Below are 18,747 nucleotides of genomic sequence, written 5' to 3'. Positions count from 1 at the left end.
ATATTCATTTATTTGGATCTACCCACTCATTTAATTTCCATTCAACTAGATCATTTTTAATCATTGGATCATTCTTAATTATTTTTAGTGCATTTCTATAATTATTCATCTCAAGAATAAGTAATCCGCCGTCACCTGGCCTATTTAACTCATCTACCAAAAAGCCACTTTTTATATTAATTCCCTCTTTTTTTAAATTTTTTACCCAATCAATATGTTCGTTAATTATTTTTCGTTTTAAATCATTATTAATTAAGTATTCTTTTTTTATAATTTCAGTTTTTACAAAGAAAGGCATTTACATTTTTTTTATACCAAGCATCTCTTCTTCGCTTGGGGGAACAATCAATTTGAAAGAACTCTTAAAATGAGACCAATTTTCAATTATTTTGGCAGCCTTTAAGCTATTTGTTTTTGCTTGATATTCTCTAATAATTTCCAATAAGATATTTTCCTGCTTTGATGAAGTTATTTGATGAATGCTTACTATTTCTTTATTTACTTTATTACTTAAATCATTATTTTCATCGATTATAAAAGCTATTCCACCAGTCATGCCTGCACCAATATTCCTTCCTGTGGAACCTAGAATAACTACTTTCCCACCAGTCATGTATTCACAACAATGATCACCTGCTCCTTCTGTTACCGCTGTAGCACCACTATTTCTAACCGCAAATCTTTCTCCCGATTTTCCTAATGCAAATAATTTTCCACCTGTTGCACCATACAGACAAGTATTTCCTAGGATAACTTGTTCGGAGGAGATTTCATTTATTTTTGGTGGAATTATTGTGAGTATTCCTCCATTCATTCCTTTACAAACATAATCATTAGCTTCTCCGATTAATTGAACATTCATTCCCTTCAATAAAAAGGCACCAAAGCTTTGTCCTGCATATCCATTGAAATTTAAGTTGAGTTCGCCATTGAAGCCAGCGTTGCCGTGAAGTTCTGCGATTTCGCCTGATATTTTCGCACAAACACTTCTATCTGTATTTTTTATTTCAATTTCTTTGGTTAATATTTCGTGATTTTTAATTGAATCTATAAATTTAGTATCAGACAAAAACTCGTCTTCTAATACAGAACCATTACTATGGGCAGTTTTTAAATGTTTTAACCATGATCTATCAGGGGTTGAGTGTTCATTTACTAAAGCAGAAAGATCAATATTAGAAGTTTTTGGAAGATCGATATTTCTTGCAGAAAGAAATTCTTGATTACCAATCAGTTCTTCCATATTAGAAACACCGATACTACTCATTATCTGTCTTACTTCTTCAGCAATATACAAGAAAAAATTGACGACATTTTCTGGAATACCTTTAAATCTTTTTCTTAATTCTTCTTTTTGAGTGGCAACTCCAACAGGACACTTGTTTGTATGACAAACCCGAGCCATTATGCATCCTTCAGCAATCATTGCTACAGAACCAAAACCGTATTCTTCAGCACCTAGTAAAGCTGCAATAACTACGTCCCAGCCTGTTTTAAGACCTCCATCAGTTCTCAAAATTACTCTTTCGCGTAAGTTATTCTCTAAGAGAGATTTATGAACCTCAGCAACACCAAGTTCCCATGGTAAACCTGCATGTTTAATAGAACTAAGGGGTGAAGCACCTGTACCTCCGTCATGTCCAGAAATTTGAATTACATCTGCATTAGCTTTGCTTACTCCAGCGGCAATAGTGCCTATACCAATTTCAGAAACAAGTTTAACGCTTACTTTCGCTTTTGGATGAACTTGGTGTAAGTCGTGGATAAGTTGAGCTAAATCTTCAATTGAATAAATATCATGATGTGGGGGAGGAGATATTAAAGCTACTCCAGGTTTACTATTTCTTAGTTTTGCGATGTAAGAATCAACTTTTGGACCAGGTAATTGTCCCCCCTCTCCGGGTTTTGCACCTTGAGCCATTTTAATTTCGAGTTGTTTACCACTTCTTAGATATTCAGGTGTAACTCCAAATCTTCCTGACGCAATTTGTTTGATAGCGGAGCATGCGGTGTCTCCATTCTTTAAGCCTTTAATAAATGGCAATGTCGCTGACTGAGTATTTTCATCGATATCATTTAAAACATTAAAACGAGCTGGATCTTCTCCCCCTTCTCCACTATTACTTTTTCCACCAATTCTATTCATTGCAACTGCTAAAACTTCATGCGCTTCTCTTGATAATGCACCTAAACTCATTCCTCCAGTACAGAACCTTTTGCAAATTGATTCAACACTTTCAACTTCCTCTAATGGAATACTTTTTCTTTTTGAATTAATTGTTAGTAAATCTCTAAGAGATGTTGTCGGTCTATTACTAATAAGTTTTTTGTAAGTTTCAAAATGATCGTATCCTGGCCCTTGTTTTACCGCCGAATGTAAAACTTTGGACATCTCTGGGTTATTGGAATGATATTCTCCATTATTTCTAAATTGTACAAATCCTAAAAATTCTAATTTCTTTAAATCGATCTCTGGATAGGCTTTCGTATGTATTGAAAGTGTTTCATTAGTTAATTCTTTTAATGTTATACCAGCGATACGACTTGTTGTACCATCAAAAGCAATTTTTATTAAGTCAGATCCAAGGCCTACAGCTTCAAAAATTTGTGCACCATGGTAACTAGATAAAAGTGAGATGCCTATTTTTGAGAGAATTTTTCTTAGACCGTCTTCTAGAGCTTTTTTAATATTTTCTTGAACATCAACTATTGATAATGGATTTATTTTTTTGCTATCAATGAGTTTTTGGGTTTTTGGATGTTTTAACCAGTGTCTACCTGCTTCGAAAGTCAACCAAGGGCAAACTGCACTTGCTCCATATCCAATTAAACAAGCTAAGTGATGAGTACTCCAACATTGACCGGTCTCAATTATTAGGGAAGCTTTTAGCCTGATTTCTTTTTTAAGAAGATAATGATGAATTGCTCCAACAGCAAGTAAAGGAGGTATGAAAGTCTTTTTAGGATTAATTCCCTTATCAGAAATGATAATTAAAGAGCAACCTTCTTTTATAGACAGCTCACTCTGTTTACAGATTAGTTTTAATTGGTTCTCTAAGCCTTGAATACCTTCCTCTAAATCAAACAAACTTGAAATTGTCTGAGATTGAATTTTTGATTTTTTGATGGAAATGAGTTCTTCCTCATTTAAAATCGGACTTTGTAAATGAATAAAAGGTTTAGCGTCTTTAATTTCAAATGGTGTACATCTTTCTCCTAGATGCATCTCTAAACTCATTACAAGTTTTTCTCTCAGAGGGTCAATAGGAGGATTAGTAACTTGCGCAAATCTTTGCTTAAAGTAGTCATATAAAATATGTGGCTTAGATGAAAGAACTGCTAATGGGATGTCGTCGCCCATGCAATAAGTAGGCTCTTTAGCTAATGAAGCCATTGAATCTAAGATAAGGTCATTATCTTCCGCTGAAAACCCATATGCAGTTTGTTGTTGCAACAACTCAAGGTCTTTTAGTTTGCAGTCTTTAACCCATTCATTATTTTCAATTTTTATAGTTCTATTCCTGAGAAGGTTTTTATAATCATGCCTTTGAGCGGCTTCAGATTTTACTTCCCAATTTCTTAGGATTCTATGCTGATGAAAATCAACTGCCAACATTTGTCCCGGTCCTAATCGACCTTTTTCTATTACTCTTTCTTCTTCAAGATCTACTACTCCTGTTTCAGAACCCATTATTACAAAACCATCATTTGTGATTGAATATCTTGCTGGTCTTAGGCCATTTCTATCAAGCGTTGCTCCAACAAAATTTCCATCAGCAAATACAAGTAGTGCTGGACCATCCCAAGCTTCTTGCAAGCTTGCAGAATATTCATAAAAAGCTTTTATATACTCTCTCTCCTCAAGTTCTGGTTGATCTCTAAATGCTTCTGGAACAAGTTTTAATAATGAGTCAGTAATGGGCTGACCTGAACGAATATTGATTTCAAGGGTTGCATCAAGATTTGATGAATCACTTTTGTTTACATCTACAATGGGCTTAATTTCATTAGATAACTCTCCCCAAAAATCATCTATATGTTTTTCTGAAGCTTTAGCCCAATTAATATTGCCTAAGAGAGTATTTATTTCGCCATTATGACCCAAAAATCTCATGGGCTGAGCTAGTGGCCATTTTGGAAGTGTATTAGTACTAAATCTACGATGATAAACAGAAAATGAAACTTTAAAACTCTCTTCTTTTAAATCTTGATAAAACTCGGATAATATTTCAGAGCGAACCATACCTTTATAAACAACTGTTTGAGAACTTAGTGAGGCAAAATAAAATTCACAATCCCCAACATCGTTTTTGAAAGGTTCTCTTATTTTTTTCTCAATTCTTTTCCTTAATTGAAATAAGAGCCTTTCAACATCCTTATAATCTTTTTTATCTATATATAAAATCCACTGACAGATGAATGGAGCATTTGCTTTAGCTAAAGGACCTAAAATTTCATTATTAACAGGTACTTTTCTCCAAAATGTTTTGTTGACTTTTAATTTTTCTGCTTCCTGATCGCATATTGATTTACATTCTTCAATTCTTTCTTTTTTATTAGGCATAAAAACCATGCCTAAACCTCTATTAAATTCTTGAGTATTTTTTAGATTAATTTTCTCTTCTAGATATCCCCATGGAATTGAACATAAAATGCCTGCCCCATCTCCTGAGTCACTATCTCCTCCACAACCTCCTCTATGCTCCATGCAGTTGAGGCCCTTTAAAGATTGTTTAAGAATCCAGTTGCTTTCTATACCTTCAACATTCGCTACGAAGCCAACTCCACACGCATCTTTCTCCCCAATTATTCCATTTGGGGAATAGCTATCTTGATATGGGCCAACGATTCTTTTGATACTCTCTCCCATAGATTATTTAATTCTATTTAGTTATTTATGTATTTCTATTATAAAAATAAATATGAAAATAAATCTAAAGATAATGAATATTTACCAAATAATTTTAATTTGACAAATTTTAAAAAAAATATAATTAAAAACTTTTAGTTGGTGCTCGCAAAAGGTTATGATAGATAAATGTTTATTTTTATCTAAATATAATAGATGCCCACCATCTCACAATTAATAGGTTCAGAAAGAAAACGTCTGACTAAGAAAACAAAATCGCCTGCACTCAAAGCTTGTCCTGAGAGAAGAGGCGTATGTACAAGAGTTTATACATCAACACCTAAAAAACCAAATTCAGCTTTAAGAAAAGTTGCTAGGGTAAGATTAACTTCTGGTTTCGAAGTAACAGCTTATATCCCAGGAATTGGACATAATTTGCAAGAACACTCTGTGGTATTACTAAGGGGTGGAAGAGTTAAGGATTTACCAGGAGTTAGATATCATATAATAAGAGGAACTTTAGATACGGCTGGAGTCAAAGATAGACGTCAATCCAGATCTAAGTATGGAGCAAAAGCTCCCAAAGATTAATTTGTAAACAGTACTTTTAAAAATCATGTCACGTCGTAATGCAGCGGTAAAAAGACCAGTTCTTCCAGATCCTCAATTTAATAGTCGTCTAGCTTCAATGATGATTTCTCGATTGATGAAACATGGAAAAAAATCTACAGCTCAAAGAATATTGTCTGATGCTTTTTCTTTAATAAGCGAGAGAACTGGTGGGAATGCGGTCGAATTATTTGAAACAGCGGTGAAAAATGCTACTCCTCTTGTTGAGGTAAGGGCTAGACGAGTTGGCGGCGCTACTTATCAAGTGCCTATGGAAGTACGCCAAGAAAGAGGAACAGCCATGGCATTAAGATGGCTTGTTACATTCTCTCGTGCAAGAAATGGTAAAAGTATGTCCCAAAAACTTGCTGGTGAGTTGATGGATGCAGCAAATGAAACTGGTAGTGCAGTTAAAAAAAGAGAAGACACTCATAAAATGGCTGAAGCAAATAAAGCTTTTGCACATTACAGATATTAATTTCGTCAAAAAGGTACTTATGTAGTTTATTATTATAGAAGTTTGCTTTTAGTGTGAACTATACTTATCAAAAATTATTTTAATTGGAGCTTTAAAATTGGCACGCGACTTTCCCCTAGAACGAGTAAGGAATATAGGTATAGCCGCTCATATTGACGCAGGTAAGACTACTACAACTGAAAGAATTTTGTTTTATTCAGGTGTAGTTCACAAGATAGGAGAGGTTCATGATGGTGCTGCGGTAACAGATTGGATGGCTCAAGAAAGAGAAAGAGGAATAACTATTACTGCCGCTGCAATATCTACTAGCTGGCAAGATCACAGAATTAATATTATTGATACTCCTGGACACGTTGACTTTACTATTGAAGTTGAAAGATCAATGCGCGTCTTGGATGGAGTTATTGCTGTATTTTGCGCAGTTGGTGGAGTTCAGCCTCAATCTGAAACAGTTTGGCGTCAAGCAGATAGATATTCTGTACCAAGAATGGTTTTTGTTAACAAAATGGACAGAACTGGTGCAGATTTTTTAAAAGTTAATAAACAAATTAAAGATCGACTAAAGGCAAATGCACTCCCCATTCAGTTACCTATTGGAGCTGAAGGTGATCTCACAGGCATTATTGATTTAGTTGCTAACAAAGCATATCTTTACAAAAATGATTTAGGTACTGATATTGAAGAAGGACCAATTCCACCTGAAATGAAGGAGAAAGCGGATGAGTGGAGATACAAGTTAATGGAAAGTGTTGCAGAAAATGATGAAGAGTTAATAGAAATATTCCTTGATACAGGAGAATTATCTGAGGAACAACTCAAGAAAGGAATAAGGGAAGGGGTTTTAAAACATGGATTAGTTCCGGTATTGTGTGGGTCAGCCTTTAAGAATAAAGGCGTACAACTCGTTTTGGATGCAGTAGTTGATTATTTGCCAGCCCCAGTCGATGTTAAACCAATACAAGGTGTTTTACCAAGCGGTAAGGAAGATGTTAGACCTTCGGATGATAATGCTCCTTTCAGTGCATTAGCCTTTAAAGTGATGTCTGACCCCTACGGGAAATTAACTTTTGTAAGAATGTATTCAGGTGTTCTTTCAAAGGGTAGTTATGTCATGAATTCTACTAAAGATGCTAAAGAGAGAATTTCTAGATTAGTAATTCTAAAAGCCGACGAAAGAGAAGAGGTTGATGAATTGAGAGCTGGAGATTTAGGTGCTGTATTGGGTCTTAAGAACACAACAACTGGTGACACTTTATGCAATACAGAAGATCCTATAGTTTTGGAGACTTTGTTTATCCCAGAACCAGTTATCTCGGTAGCCGTTGAGCCAAAAACTAAAGGGGATATGGAAAAATTATCAAAAGCTTTAACGGCCTTGTCTGAAGAGGATCCAACCTTCAGGGTAAGTACTGATCCAGAGACAAATCAAACTGTAATTGCTGGTATGGGTGAATTGCACCTAGAGATTCTTGTTGACAGAATGTTGAGGGAATTTAAGGTTGAAGCTAATATTGGAGCCCCTCAGGTTTCTTATAGAGAGACTATTAGGTCTAGTTCTACTGGTGAAGGTAAATATGCAAGGCAAACTGGAGGAAAAGGTCAATATGGTCATGTAATAATTGAAATGGAACCCGCTGAAGTTGGTAAAGGTTTTGAATTCGTCAATAAAATTGTTGGTGGAGCTGTACCGAAAGAGTATATAGGTCCTGCATCTAACGGCATGAAAGAAACATGCGAATCTGGTGTTCTTGCCGGTTATCCACTCATTGATGTAAAAGTAACACTAGTCGATGGTTCATTCCACGATGTAGACTCATCTGAAATGGCCTTCAAAATTGCAGGTTCTATGGCTTTTAAAGATGGGGTTAAAAAATGTAATCCTGTCCTTTTAGAGCCTATGATGAAAGTTGAGGTCGAAAGTCCCGACGACTTTCTTGGATCTGTAATTGGTGATCTCTCTTCTAGAAGAGGTCAAGTAGAAGGACAATCTGTTGATGATGGATTGTCTAAGGTACAGGCCAAAGTGCCCTTAGCCGAAATGTTCGGTTATGCCACTCAACTCCGATCAATGACTCAAGGTCGGGGTATATTTTCAATGGAGTTCGCAAATTATGAGGAAGTTCCTCGTAATGTTGCTGAAGCTATCATTTCCAAGAATCAGGGCAACTCCTGATCTCTAAACTAAAACACTATTAAACCCTCGATTCTTTAATTCAAATGGCTCGCGAGAAGTTCGAAAGGAACAAACCACATGTCAACATAGGTACTATTGGCCATGTTGATCATGGAAAAACAACACTTACTGCTGCTATTACAAATGTATTAGCAAAAAAAGGTCAAGCTCAAGCTCAAGACTATGGAGACATTGATGGTGCTCCTGAGGAAAGAGAGCGTGGCATTACTATTAATACCGCTCACGTCGAATATGAAACGGAAGGCAGACATTATGCTCATGTCGATTGTCCGGGACATGCTGATTATGTAAAAAACATGATTACAGGGGCAGCCCAAATGGATGGAGCTATCCTAGTTTGCGCAGCCACAGATGGTCCTATGGCGCAAACAAAAGAGCATATTCTTCTAGCTAAACAGGTAGGTGTTCCTGCTCTTGTAGTAGCTCTCAATAAGTGCGATATGGTTGATGACGAAGAAATTATCGAACTTGTTGAAATGGAAATCAGAGAACTATTAGATAGTTATGACTTTCCTGGAGATGATATTCCCATTGTGCAAGTTTCTGGTTTAAAAGCTCTTGAGGGAGATTCTACTTGGGAATCAAAGATTGAAGAATTGATGAAAGCAGTTGATGCTAGCATTCCAGAACCAGAAAGAGAAGTTGATAAACCATTCTTGATGGCAGTTGAAGATGTTTTCTCAATTACCGGTAGAGGAACTGTAGCTACTGGAAGAATTGAGAGAGGTAAAGTTAAGGTTGGGGAAGAAGTCGAGATAGTTGGAATAAGAGACACAAGATTAACAACTGTTACTGGAGTTGAAATGTTCCGCAAACTTCTTGATGAAGGTATGGCTGGCGATAATGTTGGTTTACTGTTACGTGGCGTTCAAAAAGAAGATATTGAGAGAGGGATGGTACTTGTCAAGAAAGGATCTATAACTCCTCATACTCAGTTTGAAGGAGAAGTTTATGTTCTCAAAAAAGAAGAGGGCGGCAGACATACACCTTTCTTCGCAGGATATAGACCCCAGTTTTATATCAGAACAACTGATGTCACAGGTCAAATTACAGCATTTACCTCTGATGATGGCTCTAATGTTGAAATGGTTATGCCTGGCGACAGAATTAAAATGACTGGAGAATTAATTTGTCCAGTAGCTATCGAACAAGGTATGCGATTCGCAATCCGTGAAGGTGGACGCACTATTGGTGCTGGAGTTGTTTCTAAAATTCTCAAATAATAAATAAATTTGAGTTTCCGAAATTTAACCTCACTCGCTTAAAATAGCTAAAGGGTTTAGGGGTCATTGTTAATCAATGGCCCTTCACTAGAAAGTTAATTTGAAATTATGACTGCATCAATTGCACAACAAAAAATAAGAATAAGACTAAAAGCATTCGACAGAAGAATGCTTGATTTGTCTTGTGACAAAATAATTCAAACAGCCGATACTACTTCTGCTTCAGCAATAGGTCCAATACCTTTACCTACAAAGAGAAAAATTTATTGTGTTCTAAGGTCACCACATGTTGATAAAGATTCTAGAGAGCATTTTGAAACAAGAACTCATAGAAGAATAATAGATATTTATAGTCCTTCAGCAAAAACTATTGATGCTTTAATGAAGTTGGATCTTCCTAGTGGTGTAGATATAGAAGTTAAACTTTAAGTATTCCCGAAAACGACTTATATTTATTAATATAGATAGATAGGAATGAGGTTTAAATGGGAGAGCTCTCAGTAAGGGAATTACCTTTATTTCCTTTGCCAGAGGTAGTCCTTTTTCCTCAAGAGGTATTACCTTTGCATATTTTTGAATCTAGATACAGAATCATGCTTCAATCTGTTCTTGAAAGTGATTCTATGTTTGGAGTAATAAAGTGGGATCCAAATACTAAAAGTATGGCTAACGTTGGATGTTGCGCTCAAATAATAAAACATCACACTGCAGAAGATGGTAGAAGTAATATTGTTACTCTCGGACAACAAAGATTTCAAGTCTTAGAAATTATTCGTTCAACTCCATTTTGTTCGGCGATGGTAAGTTGGATTAGCGATGAGAATATTGATAACCTTCAAAAATTAGATTCTCTTAAAGATCAAGTCACCGAAGCACTAAATGATGTCATTAATCTAACAAGTAAATTGACAAATAATAAGAAAAACCTACCCGATAAATTGCCGAACAATCCCATGGAATTATCATTTTGGATAGGAGCACATTTAGGTGGTTCTGTTGCCCAAGAACAGCAAAGACTTTTAGAGGAAAGAAATACTTATACTCGTTTGCAAAGAGAATATGAAATGCTTGATCATACAAGAAAACAACTTGCAGCAAGAACAGCCTTGAAAGAAAGTTTTCCTGATATTAAAGAAAATTAAATGTTTGAATTACTATTACCTTTCTTTTTACTGGTTTTAATCTTAATAGTATTACCTGTAATCTGGAAAATTAATGCTAGAAAATATATTTCTTCCGGCACAGTTGCATCTGCATATGATGCTTGGACTGAGGATAAATTACTTGAGAGATTGTGGGGAGAACATATACATTTGGGCTTTTATCCCTTAGGGGGGGTTAAAATTGATTTTAGAAAGGCTAAAGTCCAGTTTGTTCATGAGTTAGTCAAATGGAGTGGTTTAGATAAATTGCCAAAAGGTTCCAGAATACTAGATGTAGGTTGCGGCATAGGAGGAAGTTCTAGGATTCTTGCGAAATATTATGGGTTTAATGTTACTGGAATTACAATTAGCCCTGGTCAAGTAAAAAGAGCAAGAGAACTTACTCCTGTTGGACTTAATTGCAACTTCAGAGTTATGGATGCCTTGGATTTAAAATTTGAAGATGGATCCTTTGATGGGGTTTGGAGTGTTGAGGCTGGTGCACACATGAATGATAAAACTAAGTTTGCAGATGAAATGCTGAGAATTTTGAGACCTGGAGGGTATTTGGCATTGGCTGATTGGAATTCAAGAGATCTAAGGAAAAACCCCCCTTCGTTTTTTGAGAATTTGGTTCTTAAACAATTACTTGAACAATGGGTACATCCAAATTTTGTTAGCATTAATGAATTTGTTAATATTCTCAGAACTAATAAAAATAGCATAGGAAGAGTTGTTTCTGAAAATTGGAATTCTTATACAAATCCCTCATGGTACGATTCTATTTTTGAAGGCATTAGAAGACCTTTCGCAATTTTGTCTCTTGGTCCTCTTTCAATAATTAAGTCTATTAGAGAGATTCCAACTATACTTCTCATGAATTGGGCATTTCGAAAAGGTTTAATGGAGTTTGGAGTTTATAAATGTAGAGGATAAATTAATCTAATTCAACATTCTCAGAAAAATAATTTCCAAAATCAACAAAGTTCTTGCATAGAGGCTTTAGATTATTTTTTAATTCAAGTAAATTTAAAATATTATTTTGATTATTTATTTCTAAATCAATGTAAATAATATAATCTCCTAACTCTTTTTTTGAAGGTCTAGACTCTATTTTACTCATATTAAATCCAAAATCTGCAATATAATTTATAGCTTTAAGTAAAGCGCCAGGTTCGTTTGAGATTAATGAGAAAGCAAAACTGGCAATATTAGCTAAATCACATTTTGATTCTTTGCTCAACAAGATAAATCTAGTGCAATTACCTGGGACATCATTAATTGGATAGGCTAATTCTTTAAGTCCTTGAATCTGAATTAATGATTTTGAACCTATAGCTGCTCTAAATTTACTCCCCTTAACCATATTGACAGCTTCTGATGTTGAATTTGTTGGAAGAGCTATTGCATTTGGAAGATTTTCAGATAACCATTCTGAACATTGAGCTAATGCTTGTGGATGAGATAATACTTCTGAAATATTTGAAATTTCTCCATCGCTAATTAATGCATGTTTTATGGGCAATACAATTGCTTTATTGATATATATTTCAGGGAATTTCCATAGGGCATCTAGAGTGGCTGTAACTCCACCCTCTACAGAATTTTCAATGGGGACTACAGCAGCATCACAATTGTTATAGGCTATTGATTTTATGACCGAATGTAACCCATTACATGGTACAAATATAGGTGTCTGAAAATTGGCAAGCTTTGATAACATATGAGCTGCTTTTTCTGCGTATGTTCCCTTAGGACCTAAATATGCAACTTGTTTGCTCATGATAAATGATAAGAAAAAAAGAGATCAAATAAGCATTGGAGGGATCTAGAAAATGCTATTGTCTTTTGATGCTAAACAGAAACTAAAGCTTTCCGTAACACGAAATAAAGAATATCTTTCTAAATATCTTTTGGAAGAAGAAAGAGTTGTTGGAGCAATGCTGGACTCCAAAAAATTAGTGCCAGAAGGGGTAGGTAGGTATAAGTATACAGTAACAAGTTTTAAGGTTTTTCAATTAGATATTAACCCTGTTGTTTCAATTGCGGTAGAGAATAAAGATGGGATTTTAAGAATGAGTGCCCTTGAAAGTACATTAGATGGTTTGGGGATGATAGATGACTTTAATCTTATTTTGAAAGCGAATTTGGAAGCAACTGATATTGGATTAGAAGGAGAAGCTCTATTAGGGGTATCTGTAAGCCAACCTCCTCTATTGAAACTGGTACCAAAGAAAATTTTGGAATCTACTGGTCATTCGGTATTAAATGGAATTTTGTTGGGTATAAAGTCAAGAGTTCAACAGCAATTAGTGAAAGATTTTTTAGATTGGTGTGAACTAAATAATATTTGATTTTTTTAAAAAACTTTTCCTATGAAGACTAGTTATTCCTCGATCTTTGATAATTGAAAGATGCTGTTTAGTACCATAACCTTTATTTTTAAATATGAAGTATCCTGAGTATTTTTTTTCTAATCTTTCCATTAGATTGTCTCGAGCTACTTTTGCAACTATGCTACTCGAAGCAATTGCAATAAATTTCGAGTCTCCTGATACTATATTTTTCTGTATTCCTTTCCATGGCCTTAATAATAAGGGGCCATCAATTATTATTTCAGATGGTTTATCTTTTAATTTGTTTAAAGCTCTTATCATTGAAAGTTCGGTTGCAACTCTAATGCCGAGCTTATCTATTTCTCTGACCGAGGATTGCCCAATTCCATAATCTGAAGAAAGTAATATTATTTTTGGTAAAAGTAATTTTCTTTTTTTGGGAGTTAATTTTTTACTATCATTAACTCCAAATTGTTTTAGGATTAATTTATTTTTCTCAGTTAATACTACAACTGCTGAGAAAACTGGCCCAAAAACTGCTCCCCTACCAACTTCATCTATTCCAACTTCGGAAACTTTATTCATTACTTGCTGAAGATCTTCTTCTCTTTTTTCTCGCATTATTTATCTCTTCTGTGAGCTCAATTTCATCTTGCTTATCTAAAAATACAACTTCTTTATTCTCATTAGTTTTTTTTGTTGATTTATCTTTGGAATTCGAATTTGCTTCACTATTAATTTGTATCTCTTTTGCCTCTTTAGATTTTAAGCGAGTTTTTACTTGTTTTGCAGTTGTTTTCTTATTATCTAAAATTTTTTCTTTTTCTATACTATTGTCCTTTAAACGTACAAAATTATTGCTCATCAGATATTCTTTACCTAACTTTATTAGTGGATTAATACCTAATTGACTGAAAACAATTTTTTCATCATTAGTAAGATCAACAGTTATTATATTTTTTTCTTTTGAATTTAATGTGTTCGTAACCTCATTATCATTTTCTTTTTTATTTAAAGAATCCTCCTTATTCAGGTTCTTGAGGTTAAGGAATTCTTTTTCAATTATTTTTTCCTGCTTATCAGTTGATTGAAAAGCATCTATATCGATAGATTTTATACTATTTGGTTTATTATTCTTTTCTTCAACATTTTTAGTTTGTAGATTAGAAATTGAATAATTTAATTGATTTTCTATATGGCCTGTGCCATCGCACGAGGAACATTTTTTACTGAATAATTCATATAAATTTTGACCTTGTCTTTTTCTGGTTAACTCAACTAAACCTAATTCAGTAAGTTGAGCTATCTGAGGCCTAGCAGAATCATCTTTTATTGCTGAAGTGAAATGTTCAAGTAACTGGAATTGATCTCGTCTAGATTCCATATCAATAAAATCAACTACGATCACTCCACCAATATTTCTTAATTTCATTTGCCTTGAAATTTCAACTGCTGCCTCACAATTCGTCCACAAAACAGTTTGTCTTGAATTGGCGGATCTTGTAAAAGACCCGGAGTTTACATCAATTACTGTTAGAGCTTCAGTTGGTTCAATAATTATATATCCTCCTGATGGAAGATCTACTCTTGGTTGAAGAGCTTTTTGAATTGTTTTCTTGATTTCGTACTTTTCTAAAATATGCTCTTTTAAATCGTTATCGTAAAATTCAATATTTACATTAGATTCATAATGTGTTAAAAAATCTTTTGCCCTTTCAACTGAAAATTTACTATCGATAATTATATTTTTAGTTGATGATTTAATATGATCTCTCAAAATCTTAAGTGAGAAATCTTCATCTCGTTTAATTAAACTTGGTGGGTTAGAACTCTCAGAATCTTTTAGAATGCTTTCCCATTGTTGAATTAAATTTTCTAAATCTTCAATTAGTAATTCTTCTTTTATCTTTTCAGACTCTGTTCTAAATAGTAAACCTGTGCTCGGTGGTTTTATTAAAACACCAAGAGCTTTTAAACGGCTTCTTTCTGTTTCTGTATTTATTTTTCTGGAAATATTTACTCCTTGACCATATGGTTGTAGGATCAAGTACTTCCCTGTTATTGTAATACTTCCAGTAAGTCTAGGCCCTTTGGATCCTGTGGGTTCCTTTATTACTTGTACTAGAACTTTTTGTTTGGGTTCTAGTAGTTCAGTTATTCCAAATATTCCTTTTTTGAGTCTTAATGGGCCTAGATCTGATACATGAATGAACCCATTTTTCTCACTTTCACCAATATTTATGAAAGCGGCGTCAATGCCAGGGAGAACATTTTCAACTGTTCCTGAAAAAATATCTCCAATTTGATATTGACCTTGTGCGACGATTAATTCATCAACTCGATCATCTGTGAGAAGTGCTGCAATTCGAGACTGCTCAGCGATGATAATTTGCTGAGACATATAATTGATATTGAATGGTTTGAATTTTGAAAATCATCAAAAGTAAAGAGTTAAATTTTTTATCTTTTTACAAAGCAATTTTTTATCTAGTATTATTACTTTTTTTAATTAAAGCTAATAGAAAGTGGATTCTGCTATGTATAAAGCTTTAGAGGACTTTCAAACTATATAAAATTGAATTAGTAGCTATGATCATTATTTGATTTAATCATAACTAGAATAATATTAACATTTAATCTCCACTAAAGCACGTTGATCCATTATCCTTATATTGGTTAAATATTTATCTAAAGTGGTTCAAGTAAACGAAAATTATTTAAAACTCAAAGCCGGCTATTTATTTCCTGAAATTGCTAAAAGGGTAAAATTATATTCTCAATCAAATAACAGTTCTGACATAATTAAGCTTGGCATAGGAGATGTGACAGAGCCATTACCCAAAGCTTGCAGAGAGGCCATGAGTCAAGCTTTAAATGATATGGGCACAACTGAGGGTTTTAGAGGTTATGGACCAGAACAGGGTTATTCTTGGCTAAGAGATAAAATTTCTGAGCATGAATTTATTTCAAGAGGATGTAAAATTTCACCTGAAGAAATATTTGTTTCAGATGGTTCTAAGTGCGATAGCAGTAATATTTTAGATATTTTTGGCAAAGATAATTCAATCGCGGTAACAGATCCCGTTTACCCTGTTTATGTAGATAGTAACGTTATGACAGGCAGAACTGGAGATGCTCTTGAAAATGGAACTTATAAAGGATTGACATATCTTGCAATAAATGAAGAAAACAACTTTCTACCAGAATTACCGAAAAATAAAATTGATATTTTATATCTTTGTTTCCCAAATAATCCTACTGGAGCAACGATTACTAAAGAAGACTTAAAAAAGTGGGTTGACTATGCTCTTAAAAATAAATCTTTAATACTTTTTGATGCAGCTTACGAAGCATTTATTCAAGATAAGGATATTCCTCATTCAATATATGAGATTGAGGGAGCAAAGGATTGCGCTATTGAATTTAGATCTTTTTCAAAGAATGCCGGATTCACCGGAGTAAGATGTGCCTATACAGTAATACCTAAAAATCTCGTAGGTTTCAGCTCAACAAATGAGGAAATAGCTTTATGGCCGCTTTGGAATAGGCGACAATCTACAAAGTTCAATGGAGTAAGCTATATCGTCCAGCGAGGAGCAGAGGCGGTTTATTCACTTGAAGGGAAAAAAGAGGTGAGAGGTTTAATTGATTTTTATATGGAAAATGCAAAAATTATGAAAAATAAACTTCAGGCTGCAGGCTATAAAGTTTATGGTGGTGTTAATGCTCCATATATTTGGATCAAAGTTCCTGATCAAATGACATCTTGGGACTTTTTTGATTTCCTTCTTCAAAAAGTAAGTGTCGTGGGCACACCTGGGAGCGGATTTGGATTATCAGGAGAGGGTTATTTTCGTTTGTCAGCTTTTAACTCAAGATCAAATGTCATTGATGCAATGGAAAGAATAATTAATATATAATTATGAGTATTATCAAGTTTCTAAGAATTTAATGCTATCTATTAAGCTAGAACAAAGTGTAAGTAATAATTCAGCGGTTATTGATAAACTACCTGCTGCATTAAAAAAGAAATCTCCCAAATATAAGGTTTTACTTCATAATGACCCAGTTAATTCGATGGAGTATGTCACTATTTCATTAAGACAAGTTGTTCCGCAATTAAGTGAGCAAGATGCTATCGCCATAATGCTAGAGGCTCACAATACAGGTGTCGGTTTAGTAATAGTTTGTGATCTAGAGCCCGCTGAATTCTATTCAGAATCATTAAAATCCAAGGGCATTTCTAGTTCAATTGAGAAAGAAGATTAATAGTTAGGTGTTGAATTTATTATTTTGAATGTGCTAATTTTCTTTCTGATAACGGGCGAACTTTTAAGGATTCTTTTAAAGAAGACTTGCCATATTCTCTTTCAAGAATATTGATAACTGTTTTACCAAATTCATCTTCTTTATTATCAAAAGCTTCTAGGCAAACTTGACCAAGTTTTTTCCCTAAGGAACCGGGATTCCATAAAAGTTTTCTTGCTGTCCAGGGCATCATACTCATGGGATTATAGTTCGGCTTCAAAATTTTATGTTCTAAGGCGTACTTCTCAAGAAGAGTATGAGGTTGTAATCCTATAAAGAATATAGCTGGATCAACTAAGCCTTTCCCAAAAATATTTTCTAATTCTCTATGGTAAGCAATAGTTTGCCTTATAGTGCTTGGCGTCTCATCAAAAACATTAAATGAGTAATTGACTGAAACATGATTCTTGAAACCTGATTTAACAAGCATTCTACAATTATTCAATACTGTTTCAAGGTTATATGCTAACTTCATTTTTCTTACAAGTTCTTGAGATCCTGAAGTGATACCTATTTCAAAATAACTCATACCTGTATCGACCATGAGCTGTGCAAGCTCAGCATCAATATTATCTGCTCTAATGTATGCAGCCCAATTAATGTCTTTCCAGCCTTGATCCTTAATAGCCTGTAATAGAGTTTTTGCATCTTCAATATGTTTTTTGGCTGGAATAAACTGTGCATCAGTGAACCAAAATCCCCTTACTCCAAGGTCATATAATTGCTTCATTTCTTTGATCACTTCGTTAACTGGATTAACACGAACCTGCTTGCCCTCTACAACCGTGTAAACACAGAAACAACAATTATGAGGACAACCTCTTTTTGTTTGTACTCCGACATAATAATCTCCACCTTCTATATACCAATTGAATTCAGGCCATATTGATTGAATGTATTTATAGTTGCAGGCAGTTTTAACAGTGCCCAAAGGTTGTTCATGTATTAATTTGTTACGGGGTTTCTGTCCGGCAAGATAACATCTTTCTTCTTCTATCGAATCCCCTTTAATAATTTTTTCTATAAGATTTTCTCCTTCTCCAACAGAAATCACAGTTCCTTTCGGAAGAAGATTACCTAATTGTTCATAAAAAACACTAACAGCTCCACCTCCTAAAATTACTTTTACATCTTTGTTGTATTTCTGTGCTCTGTTAAGTCCCATCTTCACTAATGAGGTATTTCTATATATTTCTCCATAATGAGATGCAATTAATTTTAGTCCCCCCCAAGAGCCTCTAATTTTTTTAAAGATATTTTTTGAGTAGAAAACCTCAAAAGAATTTTGTAGGGGATTTCCACTTCTGCCATCAACAGGGGCATAAATTTGTATATCTCTCCATGAAAAAATAATTAGATGAGGTCTAAATTGATCAATTTTTCTAGATAAAAATTTAGTTACTTTATTAGATGGAATTATTGCTAGATCAATAAATTGTTGTTCAATATTTGGGAAACATTTATGAATGTGATCTGCTAGGTAAATAGGTCCTATTGGAAATATTGGATTACATGGCAGTCTTACAGTAAGAATTTTCCCAAAGTGATTTCTGTGGTAATTTTTCTTATTTAATTTTTTAAACTCAAAATTAAAATTCATGCCATGAA

16 protein-coding genes are annotated in these 18,747 nt (G+C 34.1%); 10 read left to right on the top strand and 6 right to left on the bottom strand.

The features are described 5' to 3' along the window. Positions 1 to 4 precede the first annotated feature (4 nt). Positions 5 to 298, bottom strand: a complete 294-nt coding sequence (locus SOI86_RS05515; RefSeq protein WP_320680857.1) for a YciI family protein — start codon at positions 296 to 298, stop codon at positions 5 to 7. Then, positions 299 to 4,870 carry a glutamate synthase large subunit gene (gltB, locus tag SOI86_RS05510; protein ID WP_320680856.1) on the bottom strand — a complete coding sequence of 1,524 codons (4,572 nt, stop codon included), beginning with the start codon at positions 4,868 to 4,870 and terminating at the stop codon, positions 299 to 301. It abuts the gene before it with no gap. A 195-nt stretch (positions 4,871 to 5,065) separates the two neighbouring features. Between gltB and rpsL the strand changes: the two genes are divergently transcribed. From rpsL to SOI86_RS05475, 7 genes are all read left to right on the top strand, one after another. Next, positions 5,066 to 5,440: a 30S ribosomal protein S12 gene (gene rpsL / locus SOI86_RS05505; RefSeq protein WP_032513795.1), complete on the top strand. Its 375-nt coding sequence runs from the start codon at positions 5,066 to 5,068 to the stop codon at positions 5,438 to 5,440. A gap of 25 nt (positions 5,441 to 5,465) precedes the next feature. Then, complete coding sequence (rpsG, locus tag SOI86_RS05500; protein ID WP_002806267.1) at positions 5,466 to 5,936, top strand: 30S ribosomal protein S7; 471 nt, start codon at positions 5,466 to 5,468, stop codon at positions 5,934 to 5,936. 97 nt (positions 5,937 to 6,033) lie between these two features. After that, positions 6,034 to 8,109, top strand: a complete 2,076-nt coding sequence (gene fusA, locus SOI86_RS05495; RefSeq protein ID WP_320680855.1) for an elongation factor G — start codon at positions 6,034 to 6,036, stop codon at positions 8,107 to 8,109. A gap of 44 nt (positions 8,110 to 8,153) precedes the next feature. Beyond that, on the top strand, positions 8,154 to 9,353 hold the full coding sequence (gene tuf / locus SOI86_RS05490) for an elongation factor Tu (protein ID WP_002806605.1): 1,200 nt from the start codon (positions 8,154 to 8,156) through the stop codon (positions 9,351 to 9,353). A gap of 108 nt (positions 9,354 to 9,461) precedes the next feature. Continuing rightward, on the top strand, positions 9,462 to 9,782 hold the full coding sequence (rpsJ, locus tag SOI86_RS05485) for a 30S ribosomal protein S10 (protein ID WP_002807536.1): 321 nt from the start codon (positions 9,462 to 9,464) through the stop codon (positions 9,780 to 9,782). Between the two features lie 56 nt (positions 9,783 to 9,838). Next, the gene (locus SOI86_RS05480) at positions 9,839 to 10,495 is read left to right on the top strand and encodes an LON peptidase substrate-binding domain-containing protein (protein ID WP_320680854.1); all 657 of its coding nucleotides are present in this window, start codon (positions 9,839 to 9,841) and stop codon (positions 10,493 to 10,495) included. Continuing rightward, on the top strand, positions 10,496 to 11,431 hold the full coding sequence (locus SOI86_RS05475; RefSeq protein WP_320680853.1) for a methyltransferase domain-containing protein: 936 nt from the start codon (positions 10,496 to 10,498) through the stop codon (positions 11,429 to 11,431). Position 11,432: 1 nt separating this feature from the next. Here SOI86_RS05475 and pheA read toward each other — a convergent pair whose 3' ends face one another. Then, positions 11,433 to 12,278, bottom strand: a complete 846-nt coding sequence (pheA, locus tag SOI86_RS05470) for a prephenate dehydratase (protein WP_320680852.1) — start codon at positions 12,276 to 12,278, stop codon at positions 11,433 to 11,435. 52 nt (positions 12,279 to 12,330) lie between these two features. On the opposite strand from pheA, the gene SOI86_RS05465 reads away from it, so the two are divergent. Continuing rightward, positions 12,331 to 12,849: a DUF1997 domain-containing protein gene (locus SOI86_RS05465; protein WP_320680851.1), complete on the top strand. Its 519-nt coding sequence runs from the start codon at positions 12,331 to 12,333 to the stop codon at positions 12,847 to 12,849. Here the strand turns inward: SOI86_RS05465 and SOI86_RS05460 are convergent. Both SOI86_RS05460 and SOI86_RS05455 read right to left on the bottom strand, forming a co-directional pair. Beyond that, positions 12,835 to 13,452: a ribonuclease HII gene (locus SOI86_RS05460; protein WP_320680850.1), complete on the bottom strand. Its 618-nt coding sequence runs from the start codon at positions 13,450 to 13,452 to the stop codon at positions 12,835 to 12,837. The two genes, SOI86_RS05465 and SOI86_RS05460, sit on opposite strands and share 15 nt — an antisense overlap. Continuing rightward, positions 13,409 to 15,232, bottom strand: coding sequence for an Rne/Rng family ribonuclease (locus SOI86_RS05455; RefSeq protein ID WP_320680849.1), 1,824 nt, complete (start codon positions 15,230 to 15,232; stop codon positions 13,409 to 13,411). The genes SOI86_RS05460 and SOI86_RS05455 overlap by 44 nt, the downstream gene beginning before the upstream one ends. A gap of 292 nt (positions 15,233 to 15,524) precedes the next feature. Between SOI86_RS05455 and SOI86_RS05450 the strand changes: the two genes are divergently transcribed. Further along, a complete protein-coding gene (locus SOI86_RS05450; RefSeq protein WP_320680848.1) occupies positions 15,525 to 16,751 on the top strand; it encodes an LL-diaminopimelate aminotransferase in 1,227 nt (408 codons plus the stop codon). A 31-nt stretch (positions 16,752 to 16,782) separates the two neighbouring features. Further along, the gene (gene clpS / locus SOI86_RS05445; RefSeq protein ID WP_320680847.1) at positions 16,783 to 17,100 is read left to right on the top strand and encodes an ATP-dependent Clp protease adapter ClpS; all 318 of its coding nucleotides are present in this window, start codon (positions 16,783 to 16,785) and stop codon (positions 17,098 to 17,100) included. A gap of 19 nt (positions 17,101 to 17,119) precedes the next feature. Here the strand turns inward: clpS and SOI86_RS05440 are convergent, their stop codons facing one another. Beyond that, positions 17,120 to 18,739, bottom strand: coding sequence for a photosystem II high light acclimation radical SAM protein (locus SOI86_RS05440; RefSeq protein ID WP_320682499.1), 1,620 nt, complete (start codon positions 18,737 to 18,739; stop codon positions 17,120 to 17,122). Positions 18,740 to 18,747: the final 8 nt, after the last annotated feature.

This window comes from Prochlorococcus sp. MIT 1314, from assembly GCF_034093315.1.
In the GTDB taxonomy this organism is placed as follows: domain Bacteria; phylum Cyanobacteriota; class Cyanobacteriia; order PCC-6307; family Cyanobiaceae; genus Prochlorococcus_A; species Prochlorococcus_A marinus_Y.
The sequence above is the reverse complement of the archived record's forward strand: the minus strand, read 5'-3'. Positions and strand labels throughout refer to the sequence as shown.

Bases quoted from the DNA above. Each gene is read 5' to 3' on its own strand.
- SOI86_RS05515 (WP_320680857.1), bottom strand. From the start codon at position 298: ATGCCTTTCTTTGTAAAAACTGAAATTATAAAAAAAGAATACTTAATT.
- gltB (WP_320680856.1), bottom strand. From the start codon at position 4,870: ATGGGAGAGAGTATCAAAAGAATCGTTGGCCCATATCAAGATAGCTAT.
- rpsL (WP_032513795.1), top strand. From the start codon at position 5,066: ATGCCCACCATCTCACAATTAATAGGTTCAGAAAGAAAACGTCTGACT.
- rpsG (WP_002806267.1), top strand. From the start codon at position 5,466: ATGTCACGTCGTAATGCAGCGGTAAAAAGACCAGTTCTTCCAGATCCT.
- tuf (WP_002806605.1), top strand. From the start codon at position 8,154: ATGGCTCGCGAGAAGTTCGAAAGGAACAAACCACATGTCAACATAGGT.
- rpsJ (WP_002807536.1), top strand. From the start codon at position 9,462: ATGACTGCATCAATTGCACAACAAAAAATAAGAATAAGACTAAAAGCA.
- SOI86_RS05480 (WP_320680854.1), top strand. From the start codon at position 9,839: ATGGGAGAGCTCTCAGTAAGGGAATTACCTTTATTTCCTTTGCCAGAG.
- SOI86_RS05475 (WP_320680853.1), top strand. From the start codon at position 10,496: ATGTTTGAATTACTATTACCTTTCTTTTTACTGGTTTTAATCTTAATA.
- pheA (WP_320680852.1), bottom strand. From the start codon at position 12,278: ATGAGCAAACAAGTTGCATATTTAGGTCCTAAGGGAACATACGCAGAA.
- SOI86_RS05465 (WP_320680851.1), top strand. From the start codon at position 12,331: ATGCTATTGTCTTTTGATGCTAAACAGAAACTAAAGCTTTCCGTAACA.
- SOI86_RS05460 (WP_320680850.1), bottom strand. From the start codon at position 13,452: ATGCGAGAAAAAAGAGAAGAAGATCTTCAGCAAGTAATGAATAAAGTT.
- SOI86_RS05455 (WP_320680849.1), bottom strand. From the start codon at position 15,232: ATGTCTCAGCAAATTATCATCGCTGAGCAGTCTCGAATTGCAGCACTT.
- clpS (WP_320680847.1), top strand. From the start codon at position 16,783: ATGCTATCTATTAAGCTAGAACAAAGTGTAAGTAATAATTCAGCGGTT.
- SOI86_RS05440 (WP_320682499.1), bottom strand. From the start codon at position 18,739: ATGAATTTTAATTTTGAGTTTAAAAAATTAAATAAGAAAAATTACCAC.